This window comes from Streptomyces sp. NPDC004327, assembly GCF_042873935.1.
In the GTDB taxonomy this organism is placed as follows: domain Bacteria; phylum Actinomycetota; class Actinomycetes; order Streptomycetales; family Streptomycetaceae; genus Streptomyces.
On record NZ_JBIAME010000002.1, the window covers coordinates 43,336 to 56,613 of the forward strand.

Sequence of the window (13,278 nt, forward strand, 5' to 3'; positions counted from 1 at the left end):
ATGACGCGGCCGGGACGGCGGCTGGCTGAAGCCCGACACATGGCGGGGGCTGGGGTTGCACCCGGAGCCTTTCGATTCGCGGGAGCAAGTGCCAGGTCGACAATTCTGACGCTTTGTCGACATGGGAACTGGCGTGACGAGGGCGGCAGTTCCCGGTTTACGTCACAGTTGCATCCCCGCATGGCGGGCAGAACATGATCTTTCGGGCATTGCGCGCGCAACGACCTTGACGTGTTCTTGGAAACTCGCAAGGGTGGCACGCGGCATGCGTGTTCCTGGGGCGTGTGTGGACGGGGGCGGGTCCAGTGAACACTGCGATCGCCCCCAGTGCCCGGGCCCCGGGCCGCTGCTCTACAGACGAGATGAGCTACTGGGGGTAGCAGCCAGATGACGAAGAAGACGCGGATCCGCGTTGCGCGCATTGCGGCCGGCGCTGTGATCGCCGCCGGTGCGTCGCTGACGGCGGCCGGCGCCGCGCAGGCCGTCGGGGTCAGCATCAACCTGGGCACCGAGGTCGGTGGCGGCGGGCCGGGCGACTGTGAGATCGACCCGACGCTCTGCCAGTCGGGCGGCGGTGAGAACGGCGGCGGCGAGAACGGCGGTCAGACCGGCGGTTCCGAGAACGGTGGCGGCCAGAACGGTGGCCAGACCGGCGGTTCCGAGAACGGCGGCCAGACCGGCGGCTCGGAGAACGGCGGCCAGACCGGCGGCTCCGAGAATGGTGGCCAGACCGGCGGTTCCTAGAACGGTGGCGGCGAGAACGGTGGCCAGACCGGCGGCTCGGAGAACGGTGGCCAGACGGGCGGCTCGGAGAACGGCGGTCAGACGGGCGGCTCGGAGAACGGCGGCCAGACGGGCGGCTCGGAGAACGGCGGCCAGACCGGCGGTTCCGAGAACGGCGGTCAGACGGGCGGCTCGGAGAACGGCGGCCAGACCGGCGGCTCTCAGACCGGTGGTCCGAGCACGTCCGGCGGCCAGAACGGTGGCCAGACCGGCGGCTCGGGCAGCAACGGCGGCCAGACCGGCGGCTCCACCACCACGGGCGGCTCCACCACCACGGGCGGCACGGGCTCCAACGGCGGTCAGGGCACCACGGGCGGCCACGGCGGTTCGGCCACCGGTGGCGGTTCCACCACCGGTGGCGGCGCCGGCACCTGCACCGTCGACCTCGACGGCGCCGAGTGCGTCGACAACGGCGGCAACCACAACGGCACCAACGACGCCGGCTCGCAGCCCGTCGAGCAGGGCAAGGCCAAGGAGGAGCTGGCGGAGACCGGTGCCGCCGAGACCTCGTTCCTGATCATCGGGGCGGCCACCATGATCGCCGGTGGCATCGGCTTCCGCTTCCTGCCGCGTCTCGTGACCGGCGGGCGTACCGCCGTCTGAGGTCACTCGGCGCGTACGTAGGCGTACGCGAGAGGGCCGGAGCGCTTCACGGCGCTCCGGCCCTCTCGTACGTCCAGGGGGCGTCCTCGGCCCCTACATGCCCCGCGCCACCAGCAGCAGCGCCATCGCCGCCAGCAGGGCGATCACCAGGGTCAGCAGCATCGCCGGCGTCAGGCCCGTCGGCTGGGGCAGACGCTCGCGGTTCGCGCGGCAGACGGGGCAGCGGCCCTCGGCGACGGGCGCCGCGCAGTTGGCGCACACCAGACGGTCATAGGTCATGCGCTCTCCTCCTCCCGCACAGGGGTCCGGTCAGGGGTCCTTACCGGAAGAACGCTCGGAGCGACCCCGGCGTTCCCCTACCACTGTGCCAGCTCCGGCGCGTTTCGGCGCGCCCCGCGAGATCCGGTCGGAGCGGCCCGGAGGGATGAAAAGGATAAAGCGCACAAGCGTGGAGCGCGACTGCACGGGCCATCCCCGTTCGCGTAGTGTCACGCACACCTACTCCCGGCCGACCGTGGTGCATCCGTGATCCGATTCGACAACGTCTCCAAGTCCTATCCGAAGCAGAACCGCCCCGCGCTCCGGGATGTCTCCCTGGAGATCGAGAAGGGGGAGTTCGTCTTCCTCGTCGGTTCCTCCGGCTCCGGAAAGTCGACCTTCCTGCGGCTGATCCTGCGCGAGGAGCGCGCCAGCCAGGGACAGGTGCACGTGCTGGGCAAGGACCTCGCCCGGCTCTCCAACTGGAAGGTGCCGCACATGCGCCGCCAGCTGGGCACCGTCTTCCAGGACTTCCGTCTCCTGCCCAACAAGACCGTCGCGGAGAACGTGGCCTTCGCCCAGGAGGTCATCGGCAAGCCCCGCGGCGAGATCCGCAAGGCCGTCCCGCAGGTGCTCGACCTCGTCGGCCTCGGCGGCAAGGAGGACCGCATGCCCGGCGAGCTGTCCGGCGGTGAGCAGCAGCGCGTCGCGATCGCCCGGGCCTTCGTGAACCGCCCGATGCTGCTGATCGCGGACGAGCCCACCGGCAACCTCGACCCGCAGACCTCCGTCGGCATCATGAAGCTGCTGGACCGCATCAACAGGACAGGGACCACCGTCGTCATGGCGACCCACGACCAGAACATCGTCGACCAGATGCGCAAGCGCGTCATCGAGCTCGAGGGCGGCCGGCTCGTCCGCGACCAGGCCCGCGGCGTCTACGGCTACCAGCACTGACGGGCGGGGGAGAAGTCACATGCGCGCCCAGTTCGTGCTCTCGGAGATCGGTGTCGGCCTCCGCCGCAACCTCACGATGACCTTCGCCGTCATCGTCTCCGTCGCCCTGTCCCTGGCCCTCTTCGGCGGCGCCCTGCTCATGCGCGAGCAGGTCAGCACGATGAAGGACTACTGGTACGACAAGGTCAACGTCTCCATCTTCCTCTGCAACAAGAGCGACGCCGCCTCCAGCGCCAAGTGCGCCAAGGGCGCGGTGACCGGGCAGCAGAAGGACCAGATCGAGGCCGACCTGAAGAAGATGTCGGAGATCGTCGAGTCGGTCCACCACGAGTCGGCCGACGAGGCGTACAAGCACTACAAGGAGCAGTACGGCGACACGGCCATCGCCTCCGTCGTCACGCCCGACCAGATGCAGGAGTCCTTCCGGGTCAAGCTGAAGGACCCCGAGAAGTACAAGGTCATCGCCACCGCCTTCGCCGGCCGCGACGGCGTCGAGTCGATCCAGGACCAGCGCAACATCCTGCAGAACCTCTTCGACCTGATGAACGGCATGAACATCGCCGCCCTCGGCGTCATGGGCCTCATGCTGGTCATCGCGCTGATGCTGATCGTCAACACCGTCCGCGTCTCCGCCTTCAGCCGGCGCCGCGAGACCGGCATCATGCGGCTGGTCGGCGCGACCAACTTCTACATCCAGATGCCGTTCATCGCGGAGGCCGCGTTCGCCGGCCTCCTCGGCGGCGGCGTCGCCTGCGTGCTGCTCCTGGTCGGCCGCTACTTCCTCATCGACCACGGCATCGCGCTCGCCGACAAGATGCAGCTGGTCCACTTCATCGGCTGGGACGCGGTCCTCTCCAAGCTGCCGCTGGTCCTCGCGATCGGCCTGCTGATGCCGGCGCTCGCCGCGCTCGTGGCGCTGCGCAAGTACCTGAAGGTGTGACAGTTCCCTCCGGGTGACGTGACGGCGCCGTACGGGCAACCTCCGTACGGCGCCGTTCTCTTGTCCTACAGTGGGCCGCATGCGTGCCGGTGCCGGCCCCGAGTTCTGTCGACGGCCCCGCGGAGTTCTCCGTGGGGCCGCCCTGTCGTTGGTCTTCGCCGGGGTCATCGGGACGGCCGCCGCGACCGGCGTGCTGCCGCGCCAGCAGGCCCCCCGCCAGGCCCCGGAGGCCGGGCCCTCGCCCCGTACGGCCGTCGCCGCCGCCGGCACCGTCGACCGGGCCGCGCTCGCCCGGGCCGCCGCCGAGGCGATCGCCGACGGGAAGTCCGGGAAGAAGGCGGCGGAGGAGTTCGTCAGCCGCAGCGGGGACCGCTGGGGGGCGGTGTACGACAAACGGGAGTACGCCGAGTTCGAGCAGACCCTCGACGGCGCCTACACCGGCGTCGGGCTCTCCGCGCGCCGGGGGGCCGACGGGCGGGTCGAGATCAGCCGGATCCGGGGCGGCGGGCCCGCCGAGCGGGCCGGGCTGCTGGTCGGCGACCGGCTCACCGCGATCGACGGCCGGCCGGTGGACGGACTGAGCGTCTCGGAGATCGTCTCGCTGCTGCGCGGCGAGGGCGTCACCGGCTCCACCGTCGCGCTCGGCGTCGAGCGCGGCCGCGCCGCCTGGACCCAGCCGCTGCGCCGGGCCCGGCTCGCCACCGACCCCGTCACCGTCCGGCGGCTCGCCGACGGCACCGTCCTGATCCGCGTCGCCGCCTTCACCAAGGGCACCGGCGAGCGGGTCCGGCAGGCCGTGCGCTCCGCTCCCGCCCGCGCCGGCGTCCTGCTCGACCTGCGCGGCAACTCCGGCGGCCTCGTCGCCGAGGCCGCGACCGCCGCCTCCGCCTTCTTCGACGGCGGGCTCGTCGCCACGTACGACGTCGACGGCACCCAGCACGCCGTCTACGCGGACGGCGGCGGCGACACCCTCCGCCCCCTGGTCGCGCTGATCGACGGCGGCACCATGAGCGCGGCCGAGCTGCTCACCGGCGCGCTCCAGGACCGGGGCCGGGCCGTCACCGTCGGCTCGCGGACCTTCGGCAAGGGCTCGGTGCAGATGCCGAGCGCGCTGCCCGACGGCTCCGTCGCCGAGCTGACCGTCGGGCACTACCGCACGCCCGCCGGCCACGCGGTCGACGGCCACGGCATCACCCCGGACGTCACGGTCGACGCCGCGGACGCCCGGGCCGAGGAGCGGGCCCGGACGGTATTGAGTGGCCTCGGAGGGGCCTCGTAGTGCGAAAATGGCCGCACTATGGCAAAGGGACTCGTCAACGTGCAGGGCAAGCCTGCGAAGAAGACCCAGGACAAGGGGCCGGAGCGCAAGCTCATCGCGCAGAACAAGAAGGCGCGGCACGACTACCACATCCTGGACACCTACGAGTGCGGTGTGGTGCTCATGGGCACCGAGGTGAAGTCGCTGCGGATGGGCCGGGCGTCGCTCGTCGACGGCTTCGTCCACATCGACGGCGGAGAAGCCTGGCTGCACAACATCCACGTGCCCGAGTACACCCAGGGCAGCTGGACCAACCACTCGGCGAAGCGGAAGCGCAAGCTGCTGCTCCACCGCGAGCAGATCGACAAGCTGGAGCAGAAGGCGTCCGAGACGGGTCACACGATCGTGCCCCTCGCCCTCTACTTCCTGAACGGCCGGGTGAAGTGCGAGATCGCGCTCGCCAAGGGCAAGAAGGAGTACGACAAGCGGCAGACCCTGCGTGAGCAGCAGGACACCCGCGAGGCGAGCCGCGCCATCGCGGCGGCCCGGCGTCGCCAGCGTGCCCAGCAGGCCCGCCAGGGTTAATACGCTGGCAACTGCGCCCGTCGGTCACGTACCATGGGCTCTGCACCTCACAGAGGGTGCAACCTTTGAAAAATCAACATGGGGATGATCGGTTTCGACAGCGGATGTCGAAGCAGGGGAAGCGTGTCGAGGAAGCGGCAATGATCTCGTAAACCACGCGCCGAAACCAATAATCGCCAACACCAAGCGCGATTCCTTCGCCCTCGCTGCCTAAGTAGCGACTTGCGAAGTGTCAGCCCGGGGCTGTTCCCGACCCGGATCCTGGCATCATCTAGGGGACTAAACCTTGATCCCGGTCACGGGGTGAAGAGGGAAATCAAACAGTGACTGAGCCCGTTCCGGACTTGTCTGGGTGATCCGGAGGGCTGAGAAACGCGTACCAGACTGCACACGGAGAAGCCCTGATTCCGCACCGTTGGACGCGGGTTCGATTCCCGCCATCTCCACTCATCCCATGTGGGCGCAGGCCCGGTGGTCGTCACGACGACTGCCGGGCCTTCGTCATGCCCCGGACCACCAGCGCAAGCGTCGCCGCCGCGGGCGGGAGCACATAGCCGTACGTCGTCGTCGGGGCGTGCTCCGCGAGCCAGCCGCCCGCTGCCGAGCCCGCCGCGATGCCGCCCAGGAGGGCGGTCACGGCGAGGGTCATGCCCTCGTTGAGCTGGGACGGCGGGGTGAGGCGCTGGGTCAGGGTCATGGCCGTGACCATGGTCGGCGCGGTGGCCGTGCCGGCCAGGAGCAGGGCGGCGGCGAGGGCGGCGAGCGAGCCGGTGGGGGCGGCCAGGAGGGGGAGCGTCATCAGCGCGGCCATGGCCGCCAGGCAGGTGGCGAGGCCGGGGGTGCGGCGGGCGCGGCCGTAGAGGAGGCCGGCGGCGCAGGAGCCGGCGGCCTGGAGGGCGAGGACGGGGCCGGCGGCGGGGCCGTCGACGTGGGCGAGGGTGACGACCTCCATCGAGCCGAAGACCGCGCCGGTGGCGAGGAAGACCGTGAGCAGCGCGGGCATGCCGGGGGCGCGGAGCGGTGGGCCGGGCGCGGTGGCGGGGCGCGGGGCGACGGGCGGTTCGGTGGTGCGCTGCGCGGCGAAGAGCAGCACCCCGGTGAGGAAGAGGGCGGCGGCGACGAGCGTGCCGGCCTCCGGGAAGAGCGTGGAGCACAGGAGTGCGGCCAGGACCGGGCCGAGCATGAAGCACAGTTCGTCGGCGGCCTGCTCGAAGGCGTTGGCGGTGTGCAGGGCGGCTTTGGCGTCGGGGGCGTCCTTGAGCAGGTGCGCCCAGCGGGCGCGGGACATGCCGCCGGTGTTGGGGGCGGTGGCGGTGAGGGCGGTGGTGAGGAAGAGCGTCCAGGCGGGGGCCTGGGCGTGGGCGCAGAGCAGCAGGACGAGCCGGCCGAGGACGGCGTAGGCGGTGGCGGGCACGGCGACGCGGGCCTGGCCGTGGCGGTCGACGAGCCGGGCGATCCAGGGCGCGGTGAGCGCGCCGGCGGCCATGCCGGTGGCGCTGACGGCGCCGGCGAGGGCGTAGGAACCGTAGGCTCCGGCGATCATGACGACGGCGCTGATGCCGAACATGCCCATGGGCAGCCGGGCGATCAGGTTGCCGGCGGTGAAGGCGCGGGTGCCGGGGAGGGTGAAGAGGCGCAGGTAGGGGTTGGCGGGACGGCGAGGGGCACGGAGGGTGCTGCCGGTGCTGCCGGTGCTGCCGGTGCTGCCGGTGCTGCCGGTGCTGCCGGTGCTGCCGGTGCGGCGAGGGGCGCGGAGGGTGCGGCGGGCTGTGCGGCGGAGGGCGCGGAGGGCGCGGAGGGCGCGGAGGGTACGGCGGGTGAGGCGAGGGGTGCGGGTGCTGCGGGTGCGGGGCGGGGTTTCGCGGTAGCGGGGGGCCAGGGCCGGGCCGGCGGGGGTGAGGGTCAGGTCGGATGGCGGCATGGGTCCACCGTCCTTCGGCACGCCCCCGGCGGTCCAACACCTCTTCGCTCGCCATTCACGCACTTCTGTTGTTGACTGCGGCGGTGCCCTCGCTGAACGACCTCGATCCCCGCCTGCTCCGCTCCTTCGTCGCGGTCGCCGCCGAACTCCACTTCACCCGCGCCGCCGCCCGGCTCTTCGTCGCCCAGCAGGCGCTCAGCCGGGACGTGCGCCGGCTCGAACGCGCGCTGGGCGCCGAGCTGTTCGTGCGCAGCACCCGGCAGGTCGCGCTCACGGTGGACGGCGAGCGGCTCCTGCCGTACGCCCACCGGGTCCTCGCCGCCCACGACGAACTCGCCGACGCCTTCCGCGGCGAGGTCCGCGCGCTGCTCGTCGACCTGAACAGCGCGGGCCTCGCCCACGAGCGGGTGCTCGCCCGCGCCCGCGAACTCGCCCCGGACCTGGAGCTGATGGCCCGCTACGAGAGCGGGCTGACCGGCGCCGTGCGGGAGATGCTCGCGGGGCGGCTCGACGCGTCGTTCGGGCGGTACGGCGGGCTGGCGCCCGAGCTGCGGGCCCGGGTCGAGGCGCAGTTCGTGCGCTACGAGCCGATGGCCGTGCTGCTGCCCGAGGGCGACCCGCTGGCCGGCCTCGCCGAGGTCCCGCTGGACGCGCTCGCCGGCCGCCGGGTCTACGCGGGCGCCGGCAACGACCGTACGCCCGAGTGGACCGACCTCGCGGCCCGCCTCTTCGAGGGCCGCGGCATCCTGCTCGCGCCGCCCGCGCCGCTCGTCGTCGGCCGGGAGGAGTTCCGCCGGGTGATGGCCAAGGCCCCGACGCCGGTCCTCGCCGTCGTCGACTTCCCGCCGATGCCCGGCAGTGTGCTGCGGCCGCTCGTCGACCCCGTACCGCTGTCGCCGGTGAGCCTCGTCTGGCGCAGGGGCCTCGCCCATCCCGCGCTCGACGCCCTGCGCCGCGCCGCCGCGGAGCTCACCGCCGAGGAGGGGTGGGGCGTGCGTCCGGCAGGCTCGTGGCTGCCGGACCAGGAGGCGCTGGGGGCGCTCACAGCGGCTGTGCGCTCCGGGTGAGTGCAAGGTTCCGTCCCCGTCACCTCGCGGCACCGGCACCCGAAACGCGGCCTCCCTAGCGTCGCCGTCACAGGGGCAGGACGGGATGCGACACCGCGGAGGTGCGACATGGGCGGTCGGTGGATCGAGCGCTGGGAGCCGGAGGACGAGACCTTCTGGCGGGAGCGGGGCGAACGGATCGCGCGCCGGAACCTGTGGTTCTCGGTGTTCTGCGAGCACATCGGCTTCTCGGTGTGGAGCCTGTGGTCGGTCATGGTCCTCTTCATGGGTCCGCGGTACGGCGTCGACCCCGCCGGCAAGTTCTTCCTGATCGCCACCGCGACCCTCGTCGGGGCCGTCATCCGCGTCCCGTACACCTTCGCCGTCGCCCGCTTCGGCGGACGCAACTGGACCGTGTTCAGCGCGCTGTTGCTGCTGCTGCCGACCGGCCTCGCGTACGCGGTGACGGAGCCGGGGACCTCGTACGGCACCTTCCTGCTCGTCGCCGCGCTCACCGGTGCCGGCGGCGGCAACTTCGCCTCCTCCATGACCAACATCAACGCCTTCTTCCCGCTGCGGAAGAAGGGCTGGGCGCTCGGCCTGAACGCGGGCGGCGGCAACATCGGCGTGCCGGTCGTCCAGCTCGTGGGCCTGCTCGTCATCGGCACCGCCGGCGCGCCGCACCCGCGGATCGTGCTCGGCGTCTATCTGCCGCTGATCGTCGTGGCCGCCGTGTGCGCCGCGCTGTTCATGGACAACCTGGCGCCCGTGAGGAACGACGCCGGCGCCGCCCGGGAGGCGGTGCGGGCGCGGCACACCTGGATCATGGCGTTCCTCTACGTCGGCACCTTCGGCTCGTTCATCGGCTACGGCTTCGCCTTCGGTCTGGTGCTGCAGACCCAGTTCGGCCGCACCCCGCTCCAGGCGGCCTCGCTCACCTTCATCGGCCCGCTGCTCGGCTCGCTCGTCCGCCCGGTCGGCGGCGCGCTCGCCGACCGGCACGGCGGCGCCCGGATCACCCTGGCGACCTTCGCGGCGATGGCCGTCGCCGCCGGGACCGTGCTCTGCGCCTCGGTCGCCGGGTCGCTGCCCGTGTTCCTGGCCGGCTTCATCGCGCTGTTCGCGCTCAGCGGCCTCGGCAACGGCTCCACGTACAAGATGATCCCGGCCGTCTTCCTCGCCCAGGGGTACGAGAAGGGGCTCGCCGGCGAGGCGGCCCGGGCGCACGGCCGCCGGCTGTCCGGCGCCGCGATGGGGCTCATCGGCGCGGTGGGCGCGCTCGGCGGCCTCGGCATCAACCTGGCGTTCCGGGAGTCGTTCCGCGCGGTCGGCTCCGGCACCGGCGCCTATGCCGCCTTCCTCGTCTTCTACGCGGCGTGCATGGCCGTCACCTGGGCGGTATACCTTCGGCGGCCGTCCGCGGCGGCGCCGGTGCCCGACACGGCGGCGGGCGTGGAGGTGCGGCGCGATCCCGCCGAGGTGTGAGTCAAAGTGGGCCCCCGAGGGCCGTAACGACTGTGAAATACGGGTGAACCCGGACCGACATCCCGGCCCGGCAGTCTCGGCAGGCATGGACGAGCGGGGCAGGGGCGAGCAGCGCATGGACGAGCAGCGCACGGACGATCGGGACACGGACGACCGGGACACCGGCGGCAGCGGCCCGGGCGGGCACGGGGCCCTCGCGGGCTTCACCGTCGGCGTCACCGCCGCCCGCCGCGCCGACGAGCTCATCGCGCTGCTGAGGCGCCGCGGCGCAGCGGTCGTCCACGGCCCCGCGCTGCGGATCGTGCCGCTCGCCGACGACACCGAACTCCTCGCCGCCACCAAGGACCTCGTCGACCACGCCCCGGACGTCGTCGTCGCCACCACGGCGATCGGCTTCCGCGGCTGGGTCGAGGCGGCCGACGGCTGGGGCTTGGGCGAGGCGCTGCTCGACCGGCTGCGCACGGTCGAACTCCTGGCCCGCGGGCCCAAGGTGAAGGGCGCGGTGCGGGCGGCCGGGCTCACCGAGACCTGGTCGCCGTCCTCCGAGTCGATGGCCGAGGTCCTCGACCGGCTGCTCGGCGAGGGCGTCGCCGGCCGGCGCGTCGCGCTCCAGCTGCACGGCGAGCCGCTGCCCGGGTTCGTGGAGGCGCTCACCGAGGGCGGCGCGGAGGTCGTGCCGGTGCCCGTCTACCGCTGGATGCCGCCCGAGGACCCCGGCCCGCTCGACCGGCTCCTCGACGCCACCGTGGCCCGTGCCCTCGACGCGGTGACCTTCACCAGCGCCCCGGCCGCCGCCTCGCTCATCGACCGGGCCCGCGTCCGCGGGCTCCTCGACCAGCTGGTGGCGGCGCTGCGGCACGACGTCCTCGCGGTGTGCGTGGGCCCGGTGACCGCGCTGCCGCTGCAGTCCCTCGCCATCGGCACCCACCAGCCCGAACGCTTCCGGCTCGGCCCGCTCGTCCAGCTCCTCTGCCGCGAACTGCCCTCCCGTGCACGGGCGTTGCCGGTCGCCGGCCATCGCGTCGAGATCCGCGGCCACGCCGTCCTCGTCGACGGCGCGCTGCGCCCGGTGCCGCCCGCCGGGATGGCTCTGCTCGGGCTGCTCGCCCGCCGCCCCGGCTGGGTCGTCGGCCGCGCCGAGCTGCTGCGCGCCCTGCCGGGCGCGGGCCGCGACGAGCACGCCGTGGAGACCGCGATGGCCCGGCTCCGTACGGCCCTCGGCGCCCCGAAGCTCATCCAGACGGTGGTCAAGCGCGGCTACCGGCTCGCGCTCGACCCGGCGGCCGACACCAAGTACGGGGCCGAGGAGACCCGTTAGGGGGCCGGCCGGAGAGCCGGGTCGGCCGGGCCCTGAGGCCTGACCCGGCCCCCTACCGCCAACGCCCGCAGCAGGCAGCCGAATCCGGCCAGGGTGAGCACTCCGCGGACGTCGTTCCAGACCACCCACGGGCCCTCGAAGGCGGCCCGGGCCCGCACCGGGTCCGTGGCGGCCGCGAGGGCGTCGTTGAGCGGGACGTTCGCCGCCGAGGTGACGGCGAACACCGCCACGTACAGGGCGAGCGCGGCCACCGTCCAGCCGCGCGCCCGGCCGCCGGCCCGCAGCCGCCAGGCGGCCGCCGCCGTCAGCAGCAGCGCGCCGAAGAACGCGGTGAAGAACACCGGGTTCTGGATGACGTCGTTGACGTTGCGCATCACCTCGACGTAGCTGCGGTCGTCGCTGCGCGCCAGCGCCGGCATCACCGAGCAGGCGTACGCGAACCACACCCCCGCCGTCAGCCCCGTCGCCACCGCCGCCGCCCCCAGGACCGCCCCGGCGGCCCCCTTCGCACTCTCGCCCGTCTTCGTCATGTGCCCATTCAAGGGCGGGCGTTGGGCCCCGGACATGGTTGCGCGTCGCACCGGCATACGCGGGCGTCTACGGTACGCGGATGAGCACCGTCACGATCAGACCCGCGGCCCCCGAGGCCCCCGAAGACGCCGTCGCGCTCGCCGCGGCCGTGGCACGCAACCGCGCGTACATGAAGCCCTGGGAGCCGTACCGGGCCGAGACGTACTACACGCCGGCGGGGCAGGCCGCACGGCTCGGGGACGGCGCCCGGCGCTGGTTCGCGGTGGACCGGCTGCCCGGGGGCGAGCGGATCGCGGGCGTGGCGATCCTCTCCGGGATCGCCCTCGGCCCGTTCCGCAGCGCCTCGCTCGGCTACTGGGTGGACCCGGAGTACGGGGGCCGTGGTCTGGCCACCGCGCTGACCGAGGAGGTCTGCCGGGCCGCGCGCGAGGAGCTCGGCCTGCACCGGATCGAGGCCGGCACCCTGCTCGACAACCACGCCTCGCAACGGGTCCTCGCCAAGTGCGGCTTCGAGCGGATCGGCACCGCGCCCCGCTATCTGCACATCGACGGCGCCTGGCGCGACCACCACCTCTTCCAGCGCATCCTGCACGACGACCCGCCGCCGAAGGCCTAGGGCCCCTGCCTCGGCGTCGCGCGCAGCATCGGGGCGCGGGCGTGGGCCTTCTGGAGGCCCGGGCGGAAGATCATGATGATCAGCCGGGCGCCCGGCGCGGTGAGCGGCTGGGCGGCGCAGATCGTGACGTGGCCGCGGCCGAGGAGAGCGTGGTGGATCGGGCGCTCGTCGCCGTCCGGGTGGATGTGCGCGCCGCCCGCCTCCCACAGCGGGCCGAGGTCCGGATCGGCGCGGACCTCGTGCTCGATGCGGCGCAGCGTCTCGTCGTCGCGGCGCGCGGCGATGGCGGCGTGCAGCTGGGGCAGGATCAGCGGCGCCCAGCCGTACCGCCAGTCGATGAGCGTGGTGTCCCGGGCCTCCTTGTCGAGGAGCATCCAGCGCATGGTGTTCGCCGGGGCCACGCCGCCCGGGTACATGTCGGCGAAGTGCCGGTTGTGCGCGAGCAGGTTCCAGGACGCGTCGGTCACGTACGCCATGTGGGAGATGCCGTCCACGGCCTCCTGCCAGACGCCCGGCACCTCCAGGCCGGAGGAGGCGTGCAGCGGCCCGGGCGGGTCGCCGATGCCCGCGTACCGGCACAGCGACACCCACTCCTGCTCGTTGAGGCCGAAGAGGCGGGCGACCTGGCGGAGGTAGTCGGCGGGCGGGTTCGGGTAGCGGCCGGTCTCCAGGCGGTTGTACGTGTCGACCGCGCGCAGCGTCAGCTCGTCGACCTGCTGCTGCGACAGGCCGCGGGCGCGGCGGCCGCGGCCGGTCGGCCGGGAGAGGCCGTGCGACTCGGGGGCGATCAGCTCGCGGCGCTCCTTGAGGAGGGCCCGTAGCGCCGTCTTGTTCACCACACCCCCGGTGCGTCGTGCCTCGTGCGTCGCGCGACGTGCGTCTCGCGCTGTCCTCGTGCGTTGTCCGTCGTGCCAGGGGCCGCTGCCCTGTGTCCTGATTTTCCCGTGTGCGAATTCGTAGGAAAAACGGCTCGTAGA

13 protein-coding genes and 1 other RNA gene are annotated in these 13,278 nt (G+C 73.0%); 10 read left to right on the top strand and 4 right to left on the bottom strand.

Going from position 1 to position 13,278, the window contains the following annotated elements:
• Positions 1 to 387: 387 nt before the first annotated feature.
• On the top strand, positions 388 to 744 hold the full coding sequence (locus tag ACFYU9_RS06200; protein ID WP_389343088.1) for a hypothetical protein: 357 nt from the start codon (positions 388 to 390) through the stop codon (positions 742 to 744).
• A 735-nt stretch (positions 745 to 1,479) separates the two neighbouring features.
• On the opposite strand, the gene ACFYU9_RS06205 is transcribed toward ACFYU9_RS06200, so the two are convergent.
• Complete coding sequence (locus tag ACFYU9_RS06205) at positions 1,480 to 1,665, bottom strand: hypothetical protein (RefSeq protein ID WP_389343091.1); 186 nt, start codon at positions 1,663 to 1,665, stop codon at positions 1,480 to 1,482.
• A 246-nt stretch (positions 1,666 to 1,911) separates the two neighbouring features.
• Here ACFYU9_RS06205 and ftsE point away from each other — a divergent pair, with 246 nt between their 5' ends.
• From ftsE to ssrA, 5 genes are all read left to right on the top strand, one after another.
• Positions 1,912 to 2,601, top strand: coding sequence for a cell division ATP-binding protein FtsE (gene ftsE, locus ACFYU9_RS06210; RefSeq protein ID WP_389218756.1), 690 nt, complete (start codon positions 1,912 to 1,914; stop codon positions 2,599 to 2,601).
• Positions 2,602 to 2,620: 19 nt separating this feature from the next.
• Entirely contained in the window at positions 2,621 to 3,541 is a 921-nt protein-coding gene (ftsX, locus tag ACFYU9_RS06215) for a permease-like cell division protein FtsX (RefSeq protein ID WP_389218759.1), read from the top strand.
• A gap of 79 nt (positions 3,542 to 3,620) precedes the next feature.
• The gene (locus ACFYU9_RS06220; protein ID WP_389343094.1) at positions 3,621 to 4,820 is read left to right on the top strand and encodes a S41 family peptidase; all 1,200 of its coding nucleotides are present in this window, start codon (positions 3,621 to 3,623) and stop codon (positions 4,818 to 4,820) included.
• Between the two features lie 18 nt (positions 4,821 to 4,838).
• The gene (gene smpB, locus ACFYU9_RS06225; protein WP_389218765.1) at positions 4,839 to 5,384 is read left to right on the top strand and encodes an SsrA-binding protein SmpB; all 546 of its coding nucleotides are present in this window, start codon (positions 4,839 to 4,841) and stop codon (positions 5,382 to 5,384) included.
• Positions 5,385 to 5,464: 80 nt separating this feature from the next.
• Positions 5,465 to 5,833: a transfer-messenger RNA gene (gene ssrA, locus ACFYU9_RS06230) on the top strand.
• 29 nt (positions 5,834 to 5,862) lie between these two features.
• On the opposite strand, the gene ACFYU9_RS06235 is transcribed toward ssrA, so the two are convergent.
• Positions 5,863 to 7,305, bottom strand: a complete 1,443-nt coding sequence (locus ACFYU9_RS06235) for an MFS transporter (RefSeq protein ID WP_389343097.1) — start codon at positions 7,303 to 7,305, stop codon at positions 5,863 to 5,865.
• An 83-nt stretch (positions 7,306 to 7,388) separates the two neighbouring features.
• Between ACFYU9_RS06235 and ACFYU9_RS06240 the strand changes: the two genes are divergently transcribed.
• From ACFYU9_RS06240 to ACFYU9_RS06250, 3 genes are all read left to right on the top strand, one after another.
• Positions 7,389 to 8,372: a LysR family transcriptional regulator gene (locus ACFYU9_RS06240; protein WP_389218771.1), complete on the top strand. Its 984-nt coding sequence runs from the start codon at positions 7,389 to 7,391 to the stop codon at positions 8,370 to 8,372.
• A gap of 108 nt (positions 8,373 to 8,480) precedes the next feature.
• Positions 8,481 to 9,836, top strand: coding sequence for an MFS transporter (locus ACFYU9_RS06245; protein ID WP_389343100.1), 1,356 nt, complete (start codon positions 8,481 to 8,483; stop codon positions 9,834 to 9,836).
• Between the two features lie 85 nt (positions 9,837 to 9,921).
• Entirely contained in the window at positions 9,922 to 11,154 is a 1,233-nt protein-coding gene (locus tag ACFYU9_RS06250; RefSeq protein WP_389218777.1) for a uroporphyrinogen-III synthase, read from the top strand.
• On the opposite strand, the gene ACFYU9_RS06255 is transcribed toward ACFYU9_RS06250, so the two are convergent.
• Positions 11,151 to 11,684 (bottom strand): DUF1772 domain-containing protein, encoded by a 534-nt coding sequence (locus ACFYU9_RS06255; RefSeq protein WP_389343103.1) that lies wholly within the window; start codon positions 11,682 to 11,684, stop codon positions 11,151 to 11,153. The genes ACFYU9_RS06250 and ACFYU9_RS06255 overlap by 4 nt on opposite strands.
• Positions 11,685 to 11,764: 80 nt before the next feature.
• On the opposite strand from ACFYU9_RS06255, the gene ACFYU9_RS06260 reads away from it, so the two are divergent.
• Complete coding sequence (locus tag ACFYU9_RS06260) at positions 11,765 to 12,301, top strand: GNAT family N-acetyltransferase (protein WP_389218783.1); 537 nt, start codon at positions 11,765 to 11,767, stop codon at positions 12,299 to 12,301.
• Here ACFYU9_RS06260 and ACFYU9_RS06265 read toward each other — a convergent pair.
• Positions 12,298 to 13,137 (bottom strand): helix-turn-helix domain-containing protein, encoded by an 840-nt coding sequence (locus ACFYU9_RS06265; RefSeq protein WP_389218844.1) that lies wholly within the window; start codon positions 13,135 to 13,137, stop codon positions 12,298 to 12,300. The genes ACFYU9_RS06260 and ACFYU9_RS06265 overlap by 4 nt on opposite strands.
• Positions 13,138 to 13,278: the final 141 nt, after the last annotated feature.